Source organism: Pseudoclavibacter sp. RFBA6, assembly GCF_002931575.1.
Classification (GTDB): Bacteria; Actinomycetota; Actinomycetes; order Actinomycetales; family Microbacteriaceae; genus Pseudoclavibacter; species Pseudoclavibacter terrae.
On sequence record NZ_PSUA01000011.1, the window covers coordinates 54,869 to 74,287 of the forward strand.

Annotated in this window: 14 protein-coding genes; 3 read left to right on the plus strand and 11 right to left on the minus strand. The window is 68.5% G+C overall.

The genetic code is table 11. The features are described 5' to 3' along the window. Positions 1 to 73: 73 nt before the first annotated feature. The 7 genes from holA to C5C17_RS08865 all read right to left on the minus strand — a co-directional run bounded on the left by holA (position 74) and on the right by C5C17_RS08865 (position 13,015). Positions 74 to 1,087, minus strand: coding sequence for a DNA polymerase III subunit delta (gene holA, locus C5C17_RS08835; protein ID WP_104253033.1), 1,014 nt, complete (start codon positions 1,085 to 1,087; stop codon positions 74 to 76). 3 nt (positions 1,088 to 1,090) lie between these two features. Continuing rightward, positions 1,091 to 4,228, minus strand: a complete 3,138-nt coding sequence (locus C5C17_RS08840) for a ComEC/Rec2 family competence protein (protein ID WP_104253034.1) — start codon at positions 4,226 to 4,228, stop codon at positions 1,091 to 1,093. Between the two features lie 281 nt (positions 4,229 to 4,509). Then, on the minus strand, positions 4,510 to 7,059 hold the full coding sequence (gene leuS / locus C5C17_RS08845) for a leucine--tRNA ligase (RefSeq protein ID WP_104253035.1): 2,550 nt from the start codon (positions 7,057 to 7,059) through the stop codon (positions 4,510 to 4,512). A 150-nt stretch (positions 7,060 to 7,209) separates the two neighbouring features. Continuing rightward, positions 7,210 to 8,889 (minus strand): thiol reductant ABC exporter subunit CydC, encoded by a 1,680-nt coding sequence (gene cydC, locus C5C17_RS08850; RefSeq protein WP_104253036.1) that lies wholly within the window; start codon positions 8,887 to 8,889, stop codon positions 7,210 to 7,212. Continuing rightward, positions 8,886 to 10,556: a thiol reductant ABC exporter subunit CydD gene (gene cydD / locus C5C17_RS08855; RefSeq protein WP_104253037.1), complete on the minus strand. Its 1,671-nt coding sequence runs from the start codon at positions 10,554 to 10,556 to the stop codon at positions 8,886 to 8,888. Before cydD ends, cydC begins: the two co-directional genes overlap by 4 nt. Before the next feature lie 3 nt (positions 10,557 to 10,559). Further along, the gene (cydB, locus tag C5C17_RS08860) at positions 10,560 to 11,588 is read right to left on the minus strand and encodes a cytochrome d ubiquinol oxidase subunit II (protein WP_104253038.1); all 1,029 of its coding nucleotides are present in this window, start codon (positions 11,586 to 11,588) and stop codon (positions 10,560 to 10,562) included. Then, on the minus strand, positions 11,588 to 13,015 hold the full coding sequence (locus C5C17_RS08865; RefSeq protein WP_104253039.1) for a cytochrome ubiquinol oxidase subunit I: 1,428 nt from the start codon (positions 13,013 to 13,015) through the stop codon (positions 11,588 to 11,590). Before C5C17_RS08865 ends, cydB begins: the two co-directional genes overlap by 1 nt. 248 nt (positions 13,016 to 13,263) lie before the next feature. Here C5C17_RS08865 and C5C17_RS08870 point away from each other — a divergent pair, with 248 nt between their 5' ends. Continuing rightward, complete coding sequence (locus C5C17_RS08870; RefSeq protein WP_104253040.1) at positions 13,264 to 13,995, plus strand: DedA family protein; 732 nt, start codon at positions 13,264 to 13,266, stop codon at positions 13,993 to 13,995. Positions 13,996 to 13,999: 4 nt separating this feature from the next. After that, entirely contained in the window at positions 14,000 to 15,175 is a 1,176-nt protein-coding gene (locus C5C17_RS08875) for an App1 family protein (RefSeq protein WP_258066098.1), read from the plus strand. Here the strand turns inward: C5C17_RS08875 and C5C17_RS08880 are convergent. Both C5C17_RS08880 and C5C17_RS08885 read right to left on the minus strand, forming a co-directional pair. Continuing rightward, complete coding sequence (locus C5C17_RS08880; RefSeq protein ID WP_104253041.1) at positions 15,172 to 15,678, minus strand: HtaA domain-containing protein; 507 nt, start codon at positions 15,676 to 15,678, stop codon at positions 15,172 to 15,174. The two genes, C5C17_RS08875 and C5C17_RS08880, sit on opposite strands and share 4 nt — an antisense overlap. A gap of 53 nt (positions 15,679 to 15,731) precedes the next feature. Next, positions 15,732 to 16,661 carry an AEC family transporter gene (locus tag C5C17_RS08885; RefSeq protein ID WP_104253042.1) on the minus strand — a complete coding sequence of 310 codons (930 nt, stop codon included), beginning with the start codon at positions 16,659 to 16,661 and terminating at the stop codon, positions 15,732 to 15,734. Between the two features lie 251 nt (positions 16,662 to 16,912). Between C5C17_RS08885 and C5C17_RS08890 the strand changes: the two genes are divergently transcribed. Further along, positions 16,913 to 17,257, plus strand: coding sequence for an Lsr2 family protein (locus C5C17_RS08890; RefSeq protein ID WP_104253043.1), 345 nt, complete (start codon positions 16,913 to 16,915; stop codon positions 17,255 to 17,257). 102 nt (positions 17,258 to 17,359) lie between these two features. Here C5C17_RS08890 and C5C17_RS08895 read toward each other — a convergent pair whose 3' ends face one another. Both C5C17_RS08895 and C5C17_RS08900 read right to left on the minus strand, forming a co-directional pair. Next, positions 17,360 to 18,202: a universal stress protein gene (locus C5C17_RS08895; RefSeq protein ID WP_104253044.1), complete on the minus strand. Its 843-nt coding sequence runs from the start codon at positions 18,200 to 18,202 to the stop codon at positions 17,360 to 17,362. A gap of 31 nt (positions 18,203 to 18,233) precedes the next feature. Next, positions 18,234 to 19,406: a hydroxymethylglutaryl-CoA synthase gene (locus C5C17_RS08900; protein WP_104253045.1), complete on the minus strand. Its 1,173-nt coding sequence runs from the start codon at positions 19,404 to 19,406 to the stop codon at positions 18,234 to 18,236. Between the last annotated feature and the right edge of the window lie 13 nt (positions 19,407 to 19,419).

Here is a 19,419-nt window from a genome sequence, read left to right on the forward strand (position 1 = left end):
TGCCAAGGACACGCGCGCGCCGTTCCACCACGGAAACCGGTCAGCTGAAGGTGGCCCGGGTGGGCGTATGCGGTCAGACGTCGCGAAGTGCGATGCAGCGGAGCATCCGCTCCACGGCGAACTGCGGGTCCTTGCCTCCGCCTTTGACGGCGTGGTCGGTCTCGGCGACGAGCGTGATGGCGCGTCCGAGCGACGAGTCATCCCAGTCGCGCAGCTCACGACGGGCCTGGCCGACCTGCCAGGGGGACGCCCCGGCACGGCTCGCGATCTGCGCGTCCGACCCGCTGACGCCCTGCACCTTCGCCATGATGCGCAGCTTCGAGGCGACGGCCGAGACGATCGGCACGGGGTGCAGCCCGGTCGAGAACCCGTGTCGGACAAGCGCGAGCGCGTCGCGGACTCGCCCGGCGAGCGCCGCATCCGCGATCTTGAAGCCCGTCGTCTCGACGCGGCCACCGAAGTACTTGTCGACGTGCTCGTCGGTGATGGTGTCGCTCGTGACCGTCAGGAGCTGACGAGCGGCGCCGATGAGCTCGGCGAGGTCGGTGTTGAAGGCGGCGACAAGCAGCGCGGCGGCCTGCGGCTCGATGCGTCGGCCGGCGCCTCGGACCTCGGCGACGACGACGTCGACGAGCTCGCTCGGCTTCGGCTTCTGGCAGTCGATCTCGACGGCGACGTCCTTGGCCGCCCGGACCGCGTCGAGGAGCTTCTTGCCGCGCACTCCCCCGCCGTGCCTGAGGACCAGGGTTGCGCCATCCACGGGAATCTTCGTGTAGTCCACGACGTCGGCGATGAGCGCGTCGGTGCACTGCTGCACTCCGCGGATGATGACGAGGCGCGGCTCGAAGAACAGGGATGGGCTCACAAGCGTCGTGAGGTAGCCGCTCGAGTACCCGGAGGCCTCGATCTCGGTGATCTCAAGGTCGGGCGACTCGGCGCGGAGCACATCGCGCAGACGCGTGATTGCGGTCTCGGCGAAGTAGTCCTCCGGGCCGCTGACGAGGACGATGCCGGCCGGCCGCACCTCGCGGTGGGTGAGGACGGGGATCGCCCTCTTGGGGGTGCTCGCCCGCTTCGCCTGTGCCATGCGTCAATGGTAGCGACGACGGGTCTGGGCTCGGGACCAAACGCCCCCGCGCCAGCGCGATCGACCCCTCGTCCGTGTCACGGTCTCGATCCCGGCGATCACCGGCTGATCCGGACCGCCGCCGCGGCCCCCGACCGTGCCCCCGACCACGATGGTGCCGAGCTCGTCAGTGCGCAGCGGCTGCGTGCCAGCTGCGGTGAGCATCCCGAGTGCGGCATCCGTCGGATGCCCGTAGCCGTTGTCGGCACCGACCGAGACGAGCCCGATCGAGGAGCCGAGCTCCTGGTACAGCTGCGCGCTCTGGTCGCGCGAGCCGTGGTGCGCCATCTTGACGATGTCGGCTCGCGGATGCGCGTGCTCGCGGAGGACGTCGCGCTGGGCCTCCTCCCCCAGGTCGCCGAGGGCGGCCAGGGACAGGCAGACGGACACGCACGACGCCGTAGGCTCGAGCAGCGTCACGAGACTGCCGTCGTTGCCACCCCCGCTCGACGGCTCTCCGCTTCGTCCGCGCTTCGGCCAGAGAGCGCTCCAGGTGAGGTCGCCGAGCGTCCACGAGTCTCCGCTCGCCGCGTACGTGACCTGAGCCCCGGAGGCGCTCAGGTCTGCGACGAGCGGCTCCTCCCGGGCCTCGCTCGTGTCAGGGACGACAAGGACCGCGATGGTGACTCCAGACTCGACCATCGCCATGGCGGCCCCGGTGTGGTCCAGGTCGAAGTGCGACAGCACGAGAAGCGCGAGTTCGCGGACGCCGAGCGTCTCGAAGCAGGACAGCAACGCCTCGGGCTCCGCACCGGTGTCGATGAGCGCCGTTCCGGCTTCCGTTCGCACGAGCAGCGCATCCCCTTGGCCGATGTCGCACGCCGCGTACCGCCAGTTGCCCGGGATGCTGCGCCTCAGGTAGACGGCCTGGCCCACGACGGTGCCGAGGTAGGCGACCATCGCGACGCAGAGCAGCAGCGCGAGCCACGCTCTCCAGCGCTGGATGAGGAGGACAAGCACGACGACCGCGACGAGGCAGAGGGACGCGCCCAGGAGACCGCCAGGCCACGGGAGGAGGGCACCCGGCCAGGAGCTGACCGCGCCAGCCACGAGCCCGATCCACTGGGCTGGGACCCACGCCACCCAGAGCAGCGCATGACCAAGCCAAGGAGCGAGACCGAGGATGAGACAGCCGACGAGACCGATGAGCGTCGCGGCTGGCGCTGCCGGGGCAGCGAGCACGTTCGCGACAACACCGTAGAGCGGGAGCTGTGGCGCGAGGAGCAGGAGGACGGGCTGACAGGCGAGCTGCGCCGCTGCCGGCACGGCGAGGACCATGGCGAGAGCTCGGGGCATGAACCTCGCGAGGCGGTCGCTCATCGGGGTCGCGAGCGTCAGCAGCCCCAGCGTCGCGAGCACTGAGAGCGCGAAGCCGTAGTCGCGGCTGCGCCACGGATCTGCCACGAGCACGGTGAGGACCGCGAGTGAGAGCAGCGCGAGCCCGCTCACGCGACGAGACGTGGTCTCGAGCGCCAGCACGACGGCTGCCATGACGCTGGCTCTGACGACGCTCCCCTCCGGGGTCACGAGCGCCACGAAGGCCGCCAGGACCACCAGGGCGAGAGCCAGTCTCACCCCGCGTCGGACTCCGAGCAGGCGCCCGACCACCAGCACGGCCGCGACGACGATGGCGCAGTTCGCGCCGGAGACGGCGGTGAGGTGCGTGAGGGCGGCGGCCTTCATCTGGACGTCGAGCTCGTGCGTCACGAGGCGAGTGTCTCCGACGGAGAGACCGGGGAGCAGCTGGGAACCGGGCCCGGGCAGCCCTCGCGCCGCATCCACCAACGCATCCCGCGCGCCCGCGGTGACCTCGAGGATCCCGCCGGGGCTCCGCACGACCTCGGCGGGAGCGTCGAGGAAGACCATGGCCGCCACGCTGTCGCCTGCCTCGGCCGGGCCCAGCTCGCCCCGCAGCACGACCCGCGAGCCGATCCCGGGAATGCGCGCCTCCGCGTCCTCCGGCAGGCTCAGCTGACCGAAGACGAGGAGCGCGGCCCCGCCCCCTCCCGAGCTTCCCCCAGCCGTGAACGAGTCGAGGAGCACCTCGAAGTGCGGTGCCTCCTCAAGCTGCGCCCCGACCCGGTCGCCGCTCTGCTCACGGTCCCCGACCGCACTGTCACCGACGAGGGTCGTGAGCGTCCCCGTCGCGCGGAGTGTCGCACCCTCGGCAGCGGCGGCCCGCAGCGCCTCAGGCGCTCGGACCGGGAGCTGGACGGCAGCGCTCACCGCCACGAGCGCCACCGCCGCGGCCAGGACGGCCAGGGTGGCCAGGACTCCGCTCGCGGAGGGCGACCTGGACCGCCAGACGAGCGCCGCCGTCAGACAGCAGAGGGCGAGGAGCACCGCACCGACCGTGATCCGCCAGGCAATCTCGGGGAACGTCACACACAGCCAGGCGACACCCCAGACGGCGCTCGCCGCAGGAACGAGTCGGGCATCCCTGATGCCGAGGCGCTCGGCGTGCAGCCGGGGCAGGAGCACGCTGTCCTGCGCCTGATCGCGCGCGACGCCGCCGCCGTTCTGCTCGCGGTAGTCGATGATTCGGGCCGACATCGCCGGCCCGATCCGAGGCAGTTCCTCGAGCTCGGCCGCCGTCGCCGTGTTCAGGTTCACGACCCCTCCCTCGGCCGAGCCTCCCCCGGCAGCCGGTGGCTCGACACCCGTCGCGACCGGCGCAGGCGGGGCCTCACCGAGGCGGGGAACGTGCAGCTGCTCACCGTCGACCAGCATGCGAGCCATATTGAGGAGCGAGGGGTCGGCGTCGGACGCCAGGCCTCCGGCGGCGGCGATGCCGTCGACCACGCGTGCGCCAGGTGGGACCTCGTAGACGCCAGGGGCCCCGACCGCACCGACGACATGCACCAGCAGCGTCTCGGTGGTCGCCCCCTCGCTGCCAGCGGGCGCCTCCGTCGAATCGAGCTCGAAGCTGGCCGACGGCGACGGCACCCCGATAGCTCCCAGGCTCGGCGTCGGCCGGAACGCTGCGATCGCGATCGCCCCCGCCAGCACGACGAGCACGAGCACGACCGCGGCGCCCACCCCGATCCGCAGGCGCGGTCGGGACGGACGCTCGAAGAGGTCGGCCAGCTCGGATTCGGACACGATCGCACGCTACGACCGCCCGGGCATCCGGGTGCCTTCGAAGTCGCAAACTGTGGAGAGCTGACTCCTCTCAGCGGACATGTCTGCAGAGTCGCCGAGCGACTCGTGACCGACTCTCGGGATGGCTTTCTCGCTTCGGGATGGAAAACAAACCATCCCGAGGCGAGAAAGCCATCCCGAAATGGAAGAGGGAGTCGGAGTGAGGAAGGCGGTCCGACGCGAAGACGCGCCCCCGCTCGACTGAGCGGGGGCGCGTCCGGCGCCGGCCAGCGGAGGGCTTGCTAGCCCTTGACGGCGATGTTGACGAGCTTCGGGGCACGCACGATGATCTTGACGATCTCGCGCCCGTCGATGGCTGCCTGCACCTTCGGCGAGGAGATCGCGAGCTGCTCGAGCGACGCTTCGTCGATGGTCGGCGGCACGTCGAGGCGGTGCTTCACCTTGCCGTTGACCTGCACGACCGCCGTCACCTGGTCCTGCGTGAGCAGCGAGCGGGCGGCCGTCGGCCACTTGACGTGCGAGATGCTGCCCTCGTGGCCGAGGCGCTGCCACATGTCCTCCGCCGTGTGCGGGGCGTACATGTCGAGCACGACCGCAATGGCCTCCGCGGCCTCGCGCACGGCGGGGTCAGCGGGGCCTGCGCCCGAGTCGATGGCCTTGCGGGTCGCGTTGGTGAGCTCCATGAGCCGCGCGATGACGACGTTGAACTTGAACCCGCTCGCGAGCTGCGGGACGTCGGCGAGGAAGCGGTGCGTCTCGCGACGCAGGCCCCGGTCGCCCTCACCGAAGTCGACGCCCAGGGGGCTCGTGACCTCACCGGAGATGCGCCAGGCGCGCGCCAGGAACTTGCCAGAGCCCGCGACGGACACATCGGCCCAGTCGACGTCGTCTTCCGGAGGGCTCGCAAAGAGCATCGTCAGGCGGACGGCGTCGACGCCGTACTGGTCGAGCTCCGCCGAGAGGCTCACGACGTTGCCCTTCGACTTCGACATCTTCTTGCCGTCCATGACGACCATGCCCTGGTTGAGCAGCGCGGAGAACGGCTCCGTGAAGTCGACGTGCCCGAGGTCGTACAGCACCTTCGTGATGAAGCGCGCGTAGAGCAGGTGCAGGATGGCGTGCTCGACGCCGCCCACGTACTGGTCGACGGGCGCCCAGCTCGATGCGGTCTTCTCGTCGAACGCGGCGAGCTCGTTGTTCGGCGACAGGAAGCGCAGGAAGTACCAGGAGCTGTCGACGAACGTGTCCATCGTGTCCGTGTCGCGCAGCATGGGCTCGCCCGTCTCGGGGTCGACCGTGTTCACCCAGTCGGTCGCGCCGCCCAGCGGCGAGGCGCCCTTGGGTCGCAGGTCGAGGCCCTCGGCCTCCGGCAGGCGCACGGGCAGCTGGTCGAGCGGCACGGGCACCTCCTTGCCGTTCTCGCCGTGCAGGATCGGGATGGGCGTGCCCCAGTAGCGCTGGCGGGAGATCAGCCAGTCACGCAGTCGGTAGTTCTTGGCGGCGCGCCCCGTGCCGCGCTCGTCGAGGAGCTCGATCGCGGCCTGGATGCCCGAGCGCTTCGAGAGTCCGTCGAGCGGTCCCGAGTTGGTGAGTCTGCCGTCGCCGGACAGCGCTTCGCCGGTCTTGGCGGGGTGCAGGTCCTCGAACTCCGGCATCGAGCCGTCTTCGGGGATGATCGGGATGACGCCCGTGACGGCCTGTGTGACGTCGACGACCACCTTGACCGGCAGGTCGAAGGCGCGCGCGAAGTCGAGGTCGCGCTGGTCGTGTGCGGGCACGGCCATGATCGCGCCGGTCCCGTAGTCGGCGAGGACGTAGTCGGCTGCCCAGATCGGGAGACGCTCCCCGCTCAGTGGGTTGATGGCGAAGCGGCCGAGGTCGACGCCCGTCTTCGGACGGTCGCTCGACTGTCGGTCGATGGAGTCGAGCGCGCGCGTGTCGGCGAGGTACTTGGCGAAGCGCTCGCGCACCTCGTCGCTCGCGCCTTCGGCCAGCTCTGCGGCGAGGTCGGAGTCCGGAGCGACGACCATGAAGGTCGCGCCGTAGAGCGTGTCCGGTCGCGTGGTGAAGACCGTGACGGGCTCGTCCCTGCCCTCGACGACGAAGTCGACGTCTGCACCGAGCGAGCGCCCGATCCAGTTGCGCTGCATCGTGATGACCTTCTGCGGCCAGTGCCCTTCGAGCTGGTTGAGGTCGTCGATGAGCCGGTCGGCGTAGTCGGTGATCTTGAAGTACCACTGGTTGAGCTTCTTCTTCACGACGATCGCGTCGCAGCGCTCGCAGTGTCCGTCGATGACCTGCTCGTTGGCGAGCACGGTCTGGTCGTTCGGGCACCAGTTCACGTCGGAGTACTTGCGGTAGGCGAGGCCTCGCTCGTACATCTGCAGGAACAGCCACTGGTTCCAGCGGTAGTACTCGGGGTCGGAGGTGTGGATGACGCGGTTCCAGTCGAAGGACGCCGCGTAGCGCTTCATGGAGGCGCGCTGCTGGGCGATGTTCTCGTACGTCCAGTCCTTGGGGTCGCCGCCGTTCTTGATGGCGGCGTTCTCGGCGGGGAGGCCGAAGGAGTCCCAGCCGATGGGGTGCAGGACGTTGAAGCCCTGGTGACGCCAGTAGCGCGCGACGGCGTCGCCGAGCGCGTACTGCTCGGCGTGGCCCATGTGCAGGTCGCCGGAGGGGTACGGGAACATGTCGAGGACGTACTTGCGTGGGCGGTCGTCGCCCGCGAGGTTCGTCGCGAAAGGCTGAAGCTGATCCCATTCAGCCGACCACTTCGCCTCGAGAGCCTTGAAGTCGTAGTCCTGGGGCTCAGCGCCTGTCGCTTCGGTCACAGATTTCCTCTTCCATTTTCTTGCAGGTCGCGCGGCGGTGAGGAGGTCTCATCGCGTTGCCGGTTGCTGCACGGAGGGTGGGTCTCGCCGCGAGCGGCGGGATTCCACGCGAAGCACGGGGCTCTTCGCGTTGCACACCAACGCCCAAGACTACTCGCCGCCGAGGCGAAGCGCGCGAGTCACGAGGGATGGGTCGACGGGGGTGTGCGAGATGATCACGACCGAGCGTTCGGCACCGGATGCGTCGAGCAGCTCAGCCACGAGCCGGTCGGCGAGCGCGGGGTCGACGTTGGCCGTCGGCTCGTCGAGCACGAGCACCGGGAAGTCTGCGAGGATGCCGCGCGCGAGGGCGATGCGCTGCGCCTGCCCGCCAGACACGAGCGAGCCGTGCTCGCCGACTCTGGCTTCGAGTCCGCCCCGCTCTTCGAGCCACTCTCCGAGTCCCACTCGTCCGAGGACGGCCTCGAGTTCGGTGTCATCGGCATCCGGCTTCGCGAAGAGCAGGTTCTGCCTGATGGTCTCGTCGAAGATGTGGGGCCGCTGCTCGATGAGTCCGACGACGCCGCGCACCTGTGCGGGCGCGTACTCCTTGGCCTCGACCCCGTTGAGCCGGTACGAGCCTTCGTGGTCCAGGAACCGGACGAGGACGTTGGCGAGCGTCGTCTTGCCAGCGCCCGATTCGCCCTCGACGAGCAGGCGGTCGCCCGGTGCGAGCTCGAGGGAGATGCCGCGGATCGCGGGCTCTGGTTCGCCGGGCCAGGACGCGGACACGTCGTGGAGTGCCAGCGTCACGGGCCGGGTCGGTCCCTGCCGCGGCTCCGGAAGGGGCTGGGCGTCCGGCAGGCTCGTCGGCGCGTCCCCCGGTGCCACGTCGGCGACTCGAACCGCGCTCGCTCTGACCTGGCGCCAGGCGGCCACCGCCTGGGGTACCTGCGCGAAGATCTCGAAGAGGGCCATCGGCACCAGCGCGATCAGGGTCAGCATGGGCGCGAGCAGGCTGCCGTCGACCGTCGGGTCGATGCCGACTGCGAGGGCGCCCGCCGTCGCGAGGCCCGAGAAGAGCATCACGGAGCCGGCGACCGCGCCGCTGCCCCGAGCCCGGGAGACGAGCGCGTCCCTGAGGCGCGCATCCGCCGCGTCGACCTCCGCGAGCTTCGCGTCGAGCGCTCCATATGCCTCGAGCGTCTCGAAGGTGGAGACGGTCTCGTAGATGCGGTCGTTGAGCGCGGCGCGCAGCGGCGCGGCCTCCCGGTCGGCGCGGCCCGAGATGGCCAGGTTCGTCGCCGTCGCGACGATGCCGGCCAGCAGGAGGCAGAGGGCGAGCACGATCGCCGCAGGCGCGCTCACGAGCCAGATGCCGACGACGGCGAGCGTCGACGTGAGCCCGGCGATGATGAGGGGCTGCGCGACTCGGAGCGGCAGGAACTGCAGCTCGTCGACGTCGCTCACGAGGCGGGTCAGCAGGTCGCCGCGACGATGCGTGGCGAGTCCGGCTGGCGCAAGCGGGATCAGTCGCTCGAGCACACCGACTCGCAGTTCCGCGAGCTGACGGAAGGAGGCGTCGTGTCCGAGCAGCCGTTCGACGTAGCGGAAGACCGCACGCCCGATGGCGAACGCGCGGACGCCGACGATGGCGATGCCGAGCAGCAGGATGTGGATGATCTCGGAGGCCCGCGTGAGCAGGTACGCGCTCGTGGCGAGGAGCGCGACGGCGCAGATGGCGCTGAGCAGCCCGATCGCGATCGACGGCCACAGTCGACGCGCAGACGGCATGGCGAGGCGCAGGATTCGGCGCTCGTCGGCGGACGGGCGTTCCTGGAGACGAGTCATGCGCTGGCCACCGCCTCGAGTCGTTCGACGGTATGGGCGCAGTCCGCGGACGCGACGAGCGCGGGCCGGTGGCTGACGACGAGGACGACGCGTCCTTCGTCGGCGAGGGTTCGGAAGGCCGCCGCGATGCGACGCTCGGTCTCGGCGTCGAGCGCGGAGCTCGGCTCGTCGAACAGCGCGACGGGGCAGTCGAGGCGACGCGCGCGCAGCAGCGTGCGGGCGAGGGCGAGGCGCTGCGCCTGCCCGCCGGACAGGCCCGTTCCGGCGACGCCGAGCATCCGGTCGGCGTCGAGGAACCCGAGGCCCGCGTCGGTGAGTGCGGTGCGCACCTCGTCGGAGCTCGCGTCCGGTTGGCCGAGGGCCACGTTCTTGGCGATGCTTCCTTCGATCAGTGACGGCGACTGGCCCATCCATGCGATGGCCGCGCGTCGCGCGTCGCCGGTCAGGCGCTCACCGCCGACCGTCACGGAGCCGGCCGCGTCGACCGTGCCCCGGACGACGGCGAGCAGCGTCGACTTGCCCGCGCCCGACGGACCGACGATCGCCGTCACGTGCCCGGCCGGAGCGACGAGGCTGTGATCCCGCAGCACGGACCGACCCTCGTAGCCGGCCGTGACACCGCTGAGCACGAGATCCCCCCGGGGGCTGTCCGGACGCGCGCGTCCCGCGTGGAAGGCGCCCCGCGCGGCGGTCTGCGGTCCGCCGGGAGCCGCGTCGGCCTCCTCGATCACCGCGAACACGTCCTCGGACGCGGCGACGCCATCGGCCGCGGCGTGGAACTGGGCGCCGACCTGGCGCAGCGGCAGGTACACCTCGGGGGCGAGGAGCAGCACGAAGAGTCCCACTTCGAGCGACATCTCGCGGTTGATGAGCTGGATGCCGATCGTGACGGCGATGAGCGCCACCGAGAGGCTCGCGAGCAGCTCGAGCGCGAAACCGGACATGAACGAGAGGCGGAGGACCTTCATCGTCGCGACCCGGTAGTCGTCGGTGACCTGCCGGATGCGCGCGGGCTGCCGTTCGGCTCTGCCGAAGATCTTGAGTGTCGAGAGCCCCTCGACGACCTCGAGGAACCCCGTCGCGAGCGTCGAGAGCGCCGACCACTGCCGCTGCTGCACCTTCTGCGTCGCCCAGCCGATAAGGATCATGAACACCGGGATCAGCGGCAGGGTGATGATGACGGTGATGGCGGACGGGAGGTCCCAGATCGCCATGACGACGATCAGCACGGGCGCTGCGATGGCCGTGAGGATGAGCTGCGGCAGGTACTTCGAGAAGTAGGTGTCGAGGGCGCCGAGCCCCGGTCCAGCAAGGGTCGTGAGCCGGGAGCTCGACGTGCTGGCCAGCCAGGCCGGCCCGAGCCTCGCGATGGACGCCAGCAGCTTCGAGCGCAGCTCGCTCTTGACCTTCGCGGCGGCACGGGCGGAGACGGCCTCCATCCCCCAGGTCGCGGCGCTGCGCACCACGATGACCGCGAGCAGCGCCCCGAACCACGGCATGAGCTCGTCGACGCGCTCACCCGCGATCGCCGACACGATGAGGTGGGTGACCAGCCAGGCGAAGCCGATGACGGATGCGGTCTGCACGACCCCGAGGGCCGCGCCGAGCACGAAGAAGCTTCGTGCCGATGCGGCGTGGCTCAGGAGTCGGGGGTCGAGGGGTTTCACAGGCTAGGCGGCCACGGCCGCTGACTCCTTGGGCGCTTCTCCCGTGATCATGGTGCGGCTGATGCGCTTCCGGAAGACCCAGAAGGTCCATGCCTGGTATCCCAGCACGAACGGCACGATGATGAGCGCGGCCCAGCTCATGATGGTCAGCGTGTAGTCGCTGGAGGAGCCGTTGATGATCGTCAGCGGGTTGGCCGGGTCGAGCGTGTTCGGGATGAGGTTCGGGAAGAGCGACGCGAAGAGCGTCAGCACGGCCGTGGCCACCGTCAGCGCGCCCAGCGCGAAGGCGATGCCGTCGCGACGCAGCAGCGTGCCGACGTACGAGCCGACGAAGGCGAGGACGGCGACCATCGCGAGCATCATGCCTGCGGTCGAGAAGTTCGCGGTGACCGTCCAGCCGAGGAACGTGATCGCGAGCACCGCGACGAGCACACCGACCTTCAGGGCGAGCGCGCGAGCACGGTCGAGTATCTCCCCCTCGGTCTTCCTCGTGATGAACACCAGCCCATGGTAGAAGAACAGCGCGAGCGTCGTGAGCCCGCCGAGCAGCGCATAGGGGTTCAGCAGATCGAAGAACGAGCCGATGTAGTTGAAGTTCTCATCGAGTGCGAGCCCCTGCGTGATGTTCGCGAACGCGACGCCCCACAGGAAGGCGGGCACGACCGAGCCGACGAAGATCATCCAGTCGAACCACCTGGTCCACTCGACGCCCTTCCCCTGGTGCCGGTACTCGAACGACACGCCTCGGACGATGAGCGCCAGCAGGATGAGCAGCAGCGGCAGGTAGAAGCCCGAGAAGATCGTCGCGTACCACTCGGGGAACGATGCGAACAGCACGGCCCCGGCGACGATCACCCACGTCTCGTTGAGGTCCCAGATCGGGCCGATCGTGTTGATGAGCACTCGCCGGTCGGTGTCGTCCTTGCCGATGAACGGGAGGGCGATGCCGACGCCGAAGTCGAAGCCGTCGAGCACGAAGTACCCGATGAAGAAGAACGCGACGATCCAGAACCAGAGGACGGGCAGATCCATCAGTAGACGCTCGCTTTCACCTTGACATCGGCAACGTCGTCGACGGTGCCATCGGCATTCGAATCGAAACTCGGCGGCTCGGACTGAGCCGCCTTCAGCAGCAGCTTGACCTCCACGATCGCGAGGATCGCGTAGACGACCGTGAACGCGACGAGAGAGATGAGCACGCTCAGTCCGCTCACGTTCGGGGAGACACCGGACTCGGTCTTGAGCAGCCCGAACACCAGCCAGGGCTGGCGCCCCATCTCGGTGAAGATCCAGCCGACCGTGATGCCCAGCGTGGGGAACAGGACGGTGAGGATCGCGACGTTGAACATCCACTTCCTCGGCGGGTTCTTCGCCTTCTTGCGCGTCACCCAGAGCCCGGCCACGGCGACCGCGATGGACGCCATGCCGAAGCCCATCATCCAGCGGAAGGACCAGTACGTGACCCAGATGATCGGCGCGTAGTCGCCCGGCCCGTAGAGCGCCGTGTACTGCGCCTGCAGATCGTTGATGCCCTCGACCGTTCCGTCGAACGTGTGCGTCGACAGGAACGAGAGGAGGTAGGGGATTCGGATGGAGAAGAGCTCGGACGAGCCGTCCGGGGTTCCCCACGTGAAGACCGAGAAGGATGCGTCTGCGCCGGTGGCAGTCGTGTACAGCGCCTCGGCGGCGGCCATTTTCATGGGCTGCGCCTCGACCATGGCGAGGCCGAGCTGGTCGCCGCTGAGCATGGTGCCGACGCCGCCGACGAGCATGAACCAGAGGCCGAACTTGAGGGCGGGCCACATGACGTCGTGGTTCTGGTCGCGCTTGAGGTGCCACGCGGCGGTCGCGATGATGATGGCCGCTCCCACCATGAGGGAGGCGAAGATCGTGTGCGGCAGCGCGGCGAGCGCAACCGGGTTGGTCAGCACGGCACCGAAGTCGACGAGTTCAGCTCGACCGTTTGCCTCGTTCATCTCGTACCCGACCGGGTTCTGCATGAACGCGTTGGCGGCCAGGATGAAGTAGGCCGAGGTCCACGTTCCGATCATGGTCATCCAGATGGTGGCGAGGTGCAGCTTCGGCGGCAGCTTGTCCCAGCCGAAGATCCACAGCCCGATGAAGGTCGCCTCGAGGAAGAACGCCACGAGTCCCTCGAACGCGAGCGGAGCACCGAACACGTCGCCGACGAAGCGGGAGTAGTCGGACCAGTTCATTCCGAACTGGAATTCCTGCACGATGCCGGTCACGACGCCCATGGCGAAGTTGATGAGGAACATCTTGCCGAAGAGCTTCGTGAGTCGCAGGTACGTGACCTTGCCCGTGCGCACCCAGGCCGTCTGCCAGATCGCGATGGCGAGGACCAGACCCAGCGTGACGGGCACGAAGAGGAAGTGGTAGATGGTCGTGACACCGAACTGCCACCGCGCGAGAATGAGTGGATCCAGCAGGGCGTCCACGGGGCCTCCTGATGCGTCTGGGGTTGGGCGCGAGGCCCTGGAAGCGCAGCGCGATTCCTGATCTCGATGGTACGCCGCGTTCTCCTACATGTTGTCGAATAGGAGGCCCTTAGTTCGGCGACATTGCTGGCCCCACCAGGCTTTTCTACATAATGTAGTAAGTGTAACGAAACGGTAACGGTGGAGAATCCCCAGGGACGCCAAACTTGTGGCCCTAGAGTCGCGGACATGAATGCGGGGACGAGAGCATGAACGAGCTGATCGAGACCGCCCTCGAGTCCATCGAATCCGTGCCTCCCGTCTGGCGGATCGTGCTGGTGGGTGTCGCAATCCTGCTCGAGACGAGCGTGCTGATCGGGCTCATCGTGCCAGGCGAGACGGTCCTGCTCGCGCTCAGCACGGGGATCGACGCCCCGCTCCCCTGGGTCCTGACGATCACCGCGTCGATCATCGGTGCGCTGCTCGGCGAATCCTTCGGGTTCTGGCTCGGCCGCACCTTCGGGCCACGGATCCGCGCCTCACGAGTGGGCCGCTGGCTCGGAGACGACCGCTGGCAGCGCGCGGAGCTCCTCATCCAGCGCCGCGGTGGCCCCGCAGTCCTCATCTCCCGATTCCTCCCGGTCCTGCACTCCCTCGTGCCGCTCACCGCAGGCATGGGCGGCATGCGCTACCGACGATTCCTCGCGTGGACCATTCCGGCCTGCGTCATCTGGTCGACCGCCTACGTGAGTGCCGCGGCAGGGGCGTCAGCCGGGTTCCGAGAGCTCTCGTCGTCCCTGCACTGGGCCGGCTACCTCTTCGTCGGCGTGATCGTCGTGTTCCTCGTCCTCATGTGGCTCGTGAAGCGATCCATCGGGAAGGTCATGAACCGGGACCTCGACGAGGCTGCAGCTCGTGCCGCCGACGAACAAGGCAAGCCCGGCACAGGCAACACGGACGCAGACAACTCAGACGCCGAGACCGCCGGCGTGCGAGGATGAGCGGGTGACGCCGACCTCCGACGCCCAGTCCCCGCTCGAACGCTGGCTGCTTGGGCTCAGGCCCGTGCGGGCCGTCATCGACAACGCCTTCCGGATCGAAGACCGCGTCCGCCTCGTGCGAGTCAAGCTCGTCCGGAAGCGTGGCTACCTCACCGTCCTCGAGCCCTACACGGGATACGGGACCACGACATGGGTCCGCGCGCTCGCGCGCGTCCACATGGCCCCGCCCGGCAGCAGGCGGCGCTTCAGCCTCTCGAGGCTCCTCCGGCGCAAGCGCCGCGAATCGGTCGTCCGCGGCTGGCGGAGCTTCGCACGAGTGTCCGCCGGGAACGTGCCCGCGACCGTCATCATCGATGGCGTCAGGCACGCGGTCAAAGCCGACCGAGGCGGCATCATCGACATCAACCTGCCCGCGAGCCTCCCCCCGGGCTGGAACACCATCACCTTCGAGAGCTTCGACCGGCAGACGAGCACGGCCCCCGTCTTCATCGTGGCCGACGAACAGCGCGTCGGACTCCTCTCGGACATCGACGACACGGTCATGGTGACAGCGCTCCCCCGCCCCATGCTCGCCGCGTGGAACACCTTCGTGCTCGATGTGCACGCGCGCACCCCGACGCCCGGCATGAACGTGCTCTCCGAGCGCATCCTCACGTCCTTCGGGCGCAGCGAGACACCCGTCGTCTACCTGTCGACCGGGCCGTGGAACGTGGCTCCGACGCTTGCTCGGTTCCTGGGACGCAACCTCTACCCCGCTGGCCCGCTGCTGCTCACCGACTGGGGCCCGACCCCCGAGCGCATCTTCCGGTCAGGGCTCGACCACAAGGTGTCGAACCTCGACCGACTCGCCCGCGAGTTCCCCGACATCAAGTGGATCCTCGTGGGTGACGACGGCCAGCACGACGAGCAGATCTACGGCGAGTTCACGAGCCGCCACCCTGACCGAGTGCTCGCCATCGCCATCCGGCAGCTGTCGACGAGCGAGGCTGTCCTCGCTGGCGGCCGCGCAGCGAGCGCACACTGGCGCAAGAACGCGCCGGTGCCGTGGGTCTACGCGCCCGATGGCGCTGGCCTTGCGAAGCAGCTCACGGAAGCGGGCATCCTGCCGGACCTAACACAGGCACCGGGGATGACGACGGACGAAGCGCCGGAAGAGACCGTCGTCACGCCTTCGGACTAGGCGCGCTCCTCGCGCGGGGACTCCGTCCGCCCGAGGGCGAGCGTGAAGTTCAACGAGTCCATCTCCGAGTACGGGCGGTACATGCCGTTGAAGACGCTCGAGCCGGCAGGGGTGAGGATCACGCGCACCCCCAGCCATTCGGCCACGTCATTGCGGACGAGCGGCGTACCGACCTCGCAGCTCGCGAAGTCGATCAGTGCACCGTCCTCCCCCTGCACGACGAGCCTCGCCCCGTCGCCGTCGAAGACGAGCTGCGGGTTGCGGAACGTCACGTCGAGCATGCCTCCGTGCCCCGTGAGCCTCACCGAGCCGACGAAGCTGGCGCTGCCCACGGGCGACTCTCCAGCTAGCCAGGCGGAGTCGGTCGCGCCTCGCGGGTAGGCGAACTCCTCGTCGTCGACGAACGCCCCGCCCTCCACGCGCACGTCGCCACCCGAACGACGCACGTACTCGACGAAGGACGACTTGATCGGCCATCGCAGTTCGCCACGCCAGAGCTCCATGCGACCAAGCTAGCCCGCCTCGAATTCGAAGCGCCAGCGCCAATCTGCGCGCGCTACTTCGACAGCAGCACGGTCACAACGAAGATGACCGGAACCGAGAGGAATGTGGTGGCCAGGATCGTCTCGCGCGCGACGCGCATCCCGACCCCGTAGTTGCTCGCGTAGGTGAAGACGTTCTGTGCGGACGGGAGCGCCGCAGTCACGACGACGATGAGCAGCGCGGCACCGTCGAGACCGAAGAGCCACGCTCCGATGAGCCACGCCAGAGCCGGGTGGATGAACACCTTGAGCACGGTGGCGACGATCGCGGGCGCACGGTCCGATTCGCGGAACGGGATGGCGTTGCCCCAGAGGGACATGCCGAACGCCAGGAGCATGGCGGGGACGCTCATGCCACCGAGGAGCTCGATGGGATCGAGCAGGAACGCCGGAATCGTGACGCCGGATGCGCTCACCGCGATGCCAGCCAGCGCCCCGATGACGATGGGGTTCCGGAAGGGCCGGAGGACGATCTGCCACCACCGGAGCCGGGGCGCATCGTCGTCCCTGGATGCGATGTCGAGGAGCGTCATGAAGACCGGCCCCATGATGAGCTGCTGCCCGAGCATCACAGGTGCGACCAGTGTTGCGTCGCCGAGCACGTAGACCGCGATGGGGATGCCGAGGTTCCCGGCGTTGACGTAGCTGGCCGCCATCGCGCCGGACGTCGTCGTCCCGAGTCCCCACCTGCGCAGGGCGCCGACACCGCTGTAGATGAGCGCGACGGCGGTCATCGCGATCGCCGTGACGACGAACTGCCTGGAGTAGAGCACCTCGAGGTGCGCGTCCGCCATGAGCGTGAAGAGGAGCGCCGGAGTCGCGACGTTGAACGCGAGCTTGGACAGGCCGGTCTGCCCCGTCTGCCCGAGCACCCCGCTGCGTGCCAGGAACACGCCAACGGTCACGATGACCGCGATGACCGCGAATCCCTGAAGAACATTCATAGCTTCCGCGATCGTATCCTGCTCGCCGCTCGTGAGTGACGCCGGTGGCTGCCACCGCGGGCTCCGCCGACGAATTCACGAGGAACTCGGATGCGAACCGAAATGACTTCGGGAGACTTTTTCTCTCATCGTGTCGCGACCTAGCGCATCGAGTGCATAGGGTGCGAACTCCCCACCAGAAGAAACCTGGATTCAAATCACCGGATAATCATCTAGCATGTCCTCGGTCTGCATTTAACGAAGGGGATCCCATGGCTCGGAAAGTCATCTACCAGCTCGTCGACGACATCGACTCGAGTTCACTCGCCGAAGGCGAAGGCGAGACGGTTCAATTCGCGCTCGACGGAACCGACTACGAGATCGATCTCTCGGACGAAAACGCCAAGAAGCTCCGCGATGCATTGGCCGACTACGTTTCGGCCGCCCGCACGGTAGCCAAGTCGCGAAAGTCGAAGTCCGCCGGTTCCGCCTCGAACCGCCCGAAGCGTGATCTCGCCGCTATCCGCGCCTGGGCTCGCGCGGAAGGACACAAGATCTCCGACCGGGGTCGTATTCCCGGTTCCATCATCGAGGACTACGAAGCAGCCACCGCGTAGGCGCGGACGCGCGAGGTCTCGCTGGTTCACCCTCCGAGACCACACGCAGGAAGAGGGCCAGACGGCGGAAGCCGTCCGGCCCTCTTACTGTGCGGCCCGCCGTTACTTGGCGACGATCGTCGGAGTCTCGAGGTGCGCAAGGACTCCGTGGCTCACGGAGCCGAGCAGGAGCCGGGCGAAGGCCCCCCGCCCCCGGCTGCCGACGACGACCAGCGACGCCGAGTGCGCGGCGTCGAGAATGGCCATGTCCGGAATGCCCTCGACCACAACCGGGGTGATCTCAAGGTCCGGGTAGCGCCCCCTCAGACCCGCGAGGGCGAGTGAGAGCGTCTCCTCGGCGGCGAGACGCAGCTCATCGAAGAAGTCACCTGTGACGATGACGCCCCCTCCGTACACATTCGGGGCATGCCAGGCATGCACGGGGATGAGGGGCTCCCCCGCGCGGCTCGCTTCCTCCGCGGCCACCGCCAGGGCGTTCTCCGACAGGTCCGACCCATCGACCCCGACGACGACGCCGCGTCGGGCCGAGAGATCGGTGTCCGGGACGACCGCCACCGGCGATTCGCTGGCAGCTGCGACGCGAACGCTGTGCGTGCCGCTCGCGCGTCCCGGTGCGTCCCCGCGGTTGCTGCCGACGACAAGCAGCCCGGAGGATTTCGAGAGCTCGGCGAGCGTCTCGATGACAGCGCCCGTCAGCACGACGGTCTCCACGTCGAGGCCGGCGTCGACGGAAAGCGCCGCTTCGGTCGCCTCCTGCAGGATGCGCGCCGCCGCCGCCTCCGCCTCGATCATCAGGTCCGGATTGCCGGCGCCCGCGATCCTCGGATCGACGATATGCGCGAGCCGCAGGCGTTTCCGTCCGCGTGACGCACGGGCTGCCGCCCACCGCGTCGCGACGATTCCAGGATGGTTACCAGCGACTCCGACGGTAATGTTCTCGCTCATACCCGAATGCTAGCCCCGCCCACCAGTGGAATCACTGCGTAGCGGCGTACTCGCGTTTGAGGTCGCTGAACCCGGCCAGACGGAATGGGCCCGCAGTCTCGTTCGGGAGCGTGAACTCGCCCAACTCGCTCGGATCTCGACGTTCATGCCACTTCAGGTATTCCACGGCATCGATCGACACACGATTCGCGAGCGTTGCTCGATTCTCTTCGGTTCGCAGATGCTCTCGATATCCGGGTTGAACCGTGCCGCCGAAGAACTCCGCGACGCTTCCAGAGCCGTAGCTCAGGAAGCCGATTCGCCTGCCCTCCAGTTCTTCCTCGCTGTCGAGCAGGCTCAGGAGCGCGAGGTAGATCGAGGCCGTGTACGTGTTGCCGATGACCCTGTTGTAGCGCAACGTTGGCGCGATCTGGGCGTCGAGAGTGGCCGGTTCGAGGTCGCCTCCGGCTGTCTTGATGAGGTGGCGGTGCGCTTTCGAGGCCATCTTGGTAAACGGCTGGTGATAGCAGAAGCGATGGAAGTCGCCGATCGGGAATCCACCCTGCGCGGTGTAGTCGTTCCACGCGTTCTCCACGGCCTGGAGATAGGCGCGAATCGAGTACTTGCCGTCCACAAGCGCGGTGACCTGGCCATTCGGGCGCCAGAAGTCCATGATGTCGCTCGTGAACACCCCTGAGCCTGGCTCGATGACGACCAGGTCCGGGTCGGCTGCCACCAGCATGGCGACGGCGCCGGCCCCCTGGGTCGGCTCCCCGCTCGACCCCAGTTCGTAGCGCGCGACGTCGCTCGCCACGACGAGCACGCGTTGCCTCGGATCGCGCGCGACGAGCGCCGTGGCGAACTGCAGAGCGGCGGTGGCTGAGTAGCAGGCCTGCTTGAGCTCGACGACTCGGCAGGTGGCCGGCAGGCCGAGCAGCTGGTGCACGTACACACCGGCCGCCTTCGATTGGTCGATGCCGGTTTCCGTCGCGAACAGGACCGTACGGATCCCCTCGGATCCGTGCCGGTCGATGATCTGCTTCGCCGCGGCCGCACCCATCGTGACGACGTCCTCGTCGGCCGCGGTGATGCTCATCCGCTCCTGGCCGATGCCGATGGTGTACTTCTCGAGCTCTGTGCCGAGCCGCTCGGCGATCACCGAGAGGTCGAGCACTCGGGACCCCGTCGCGAACGCGAGGTCGTGGATGCCGATTGGTGTTGTCATAGTGTTCGCTCGT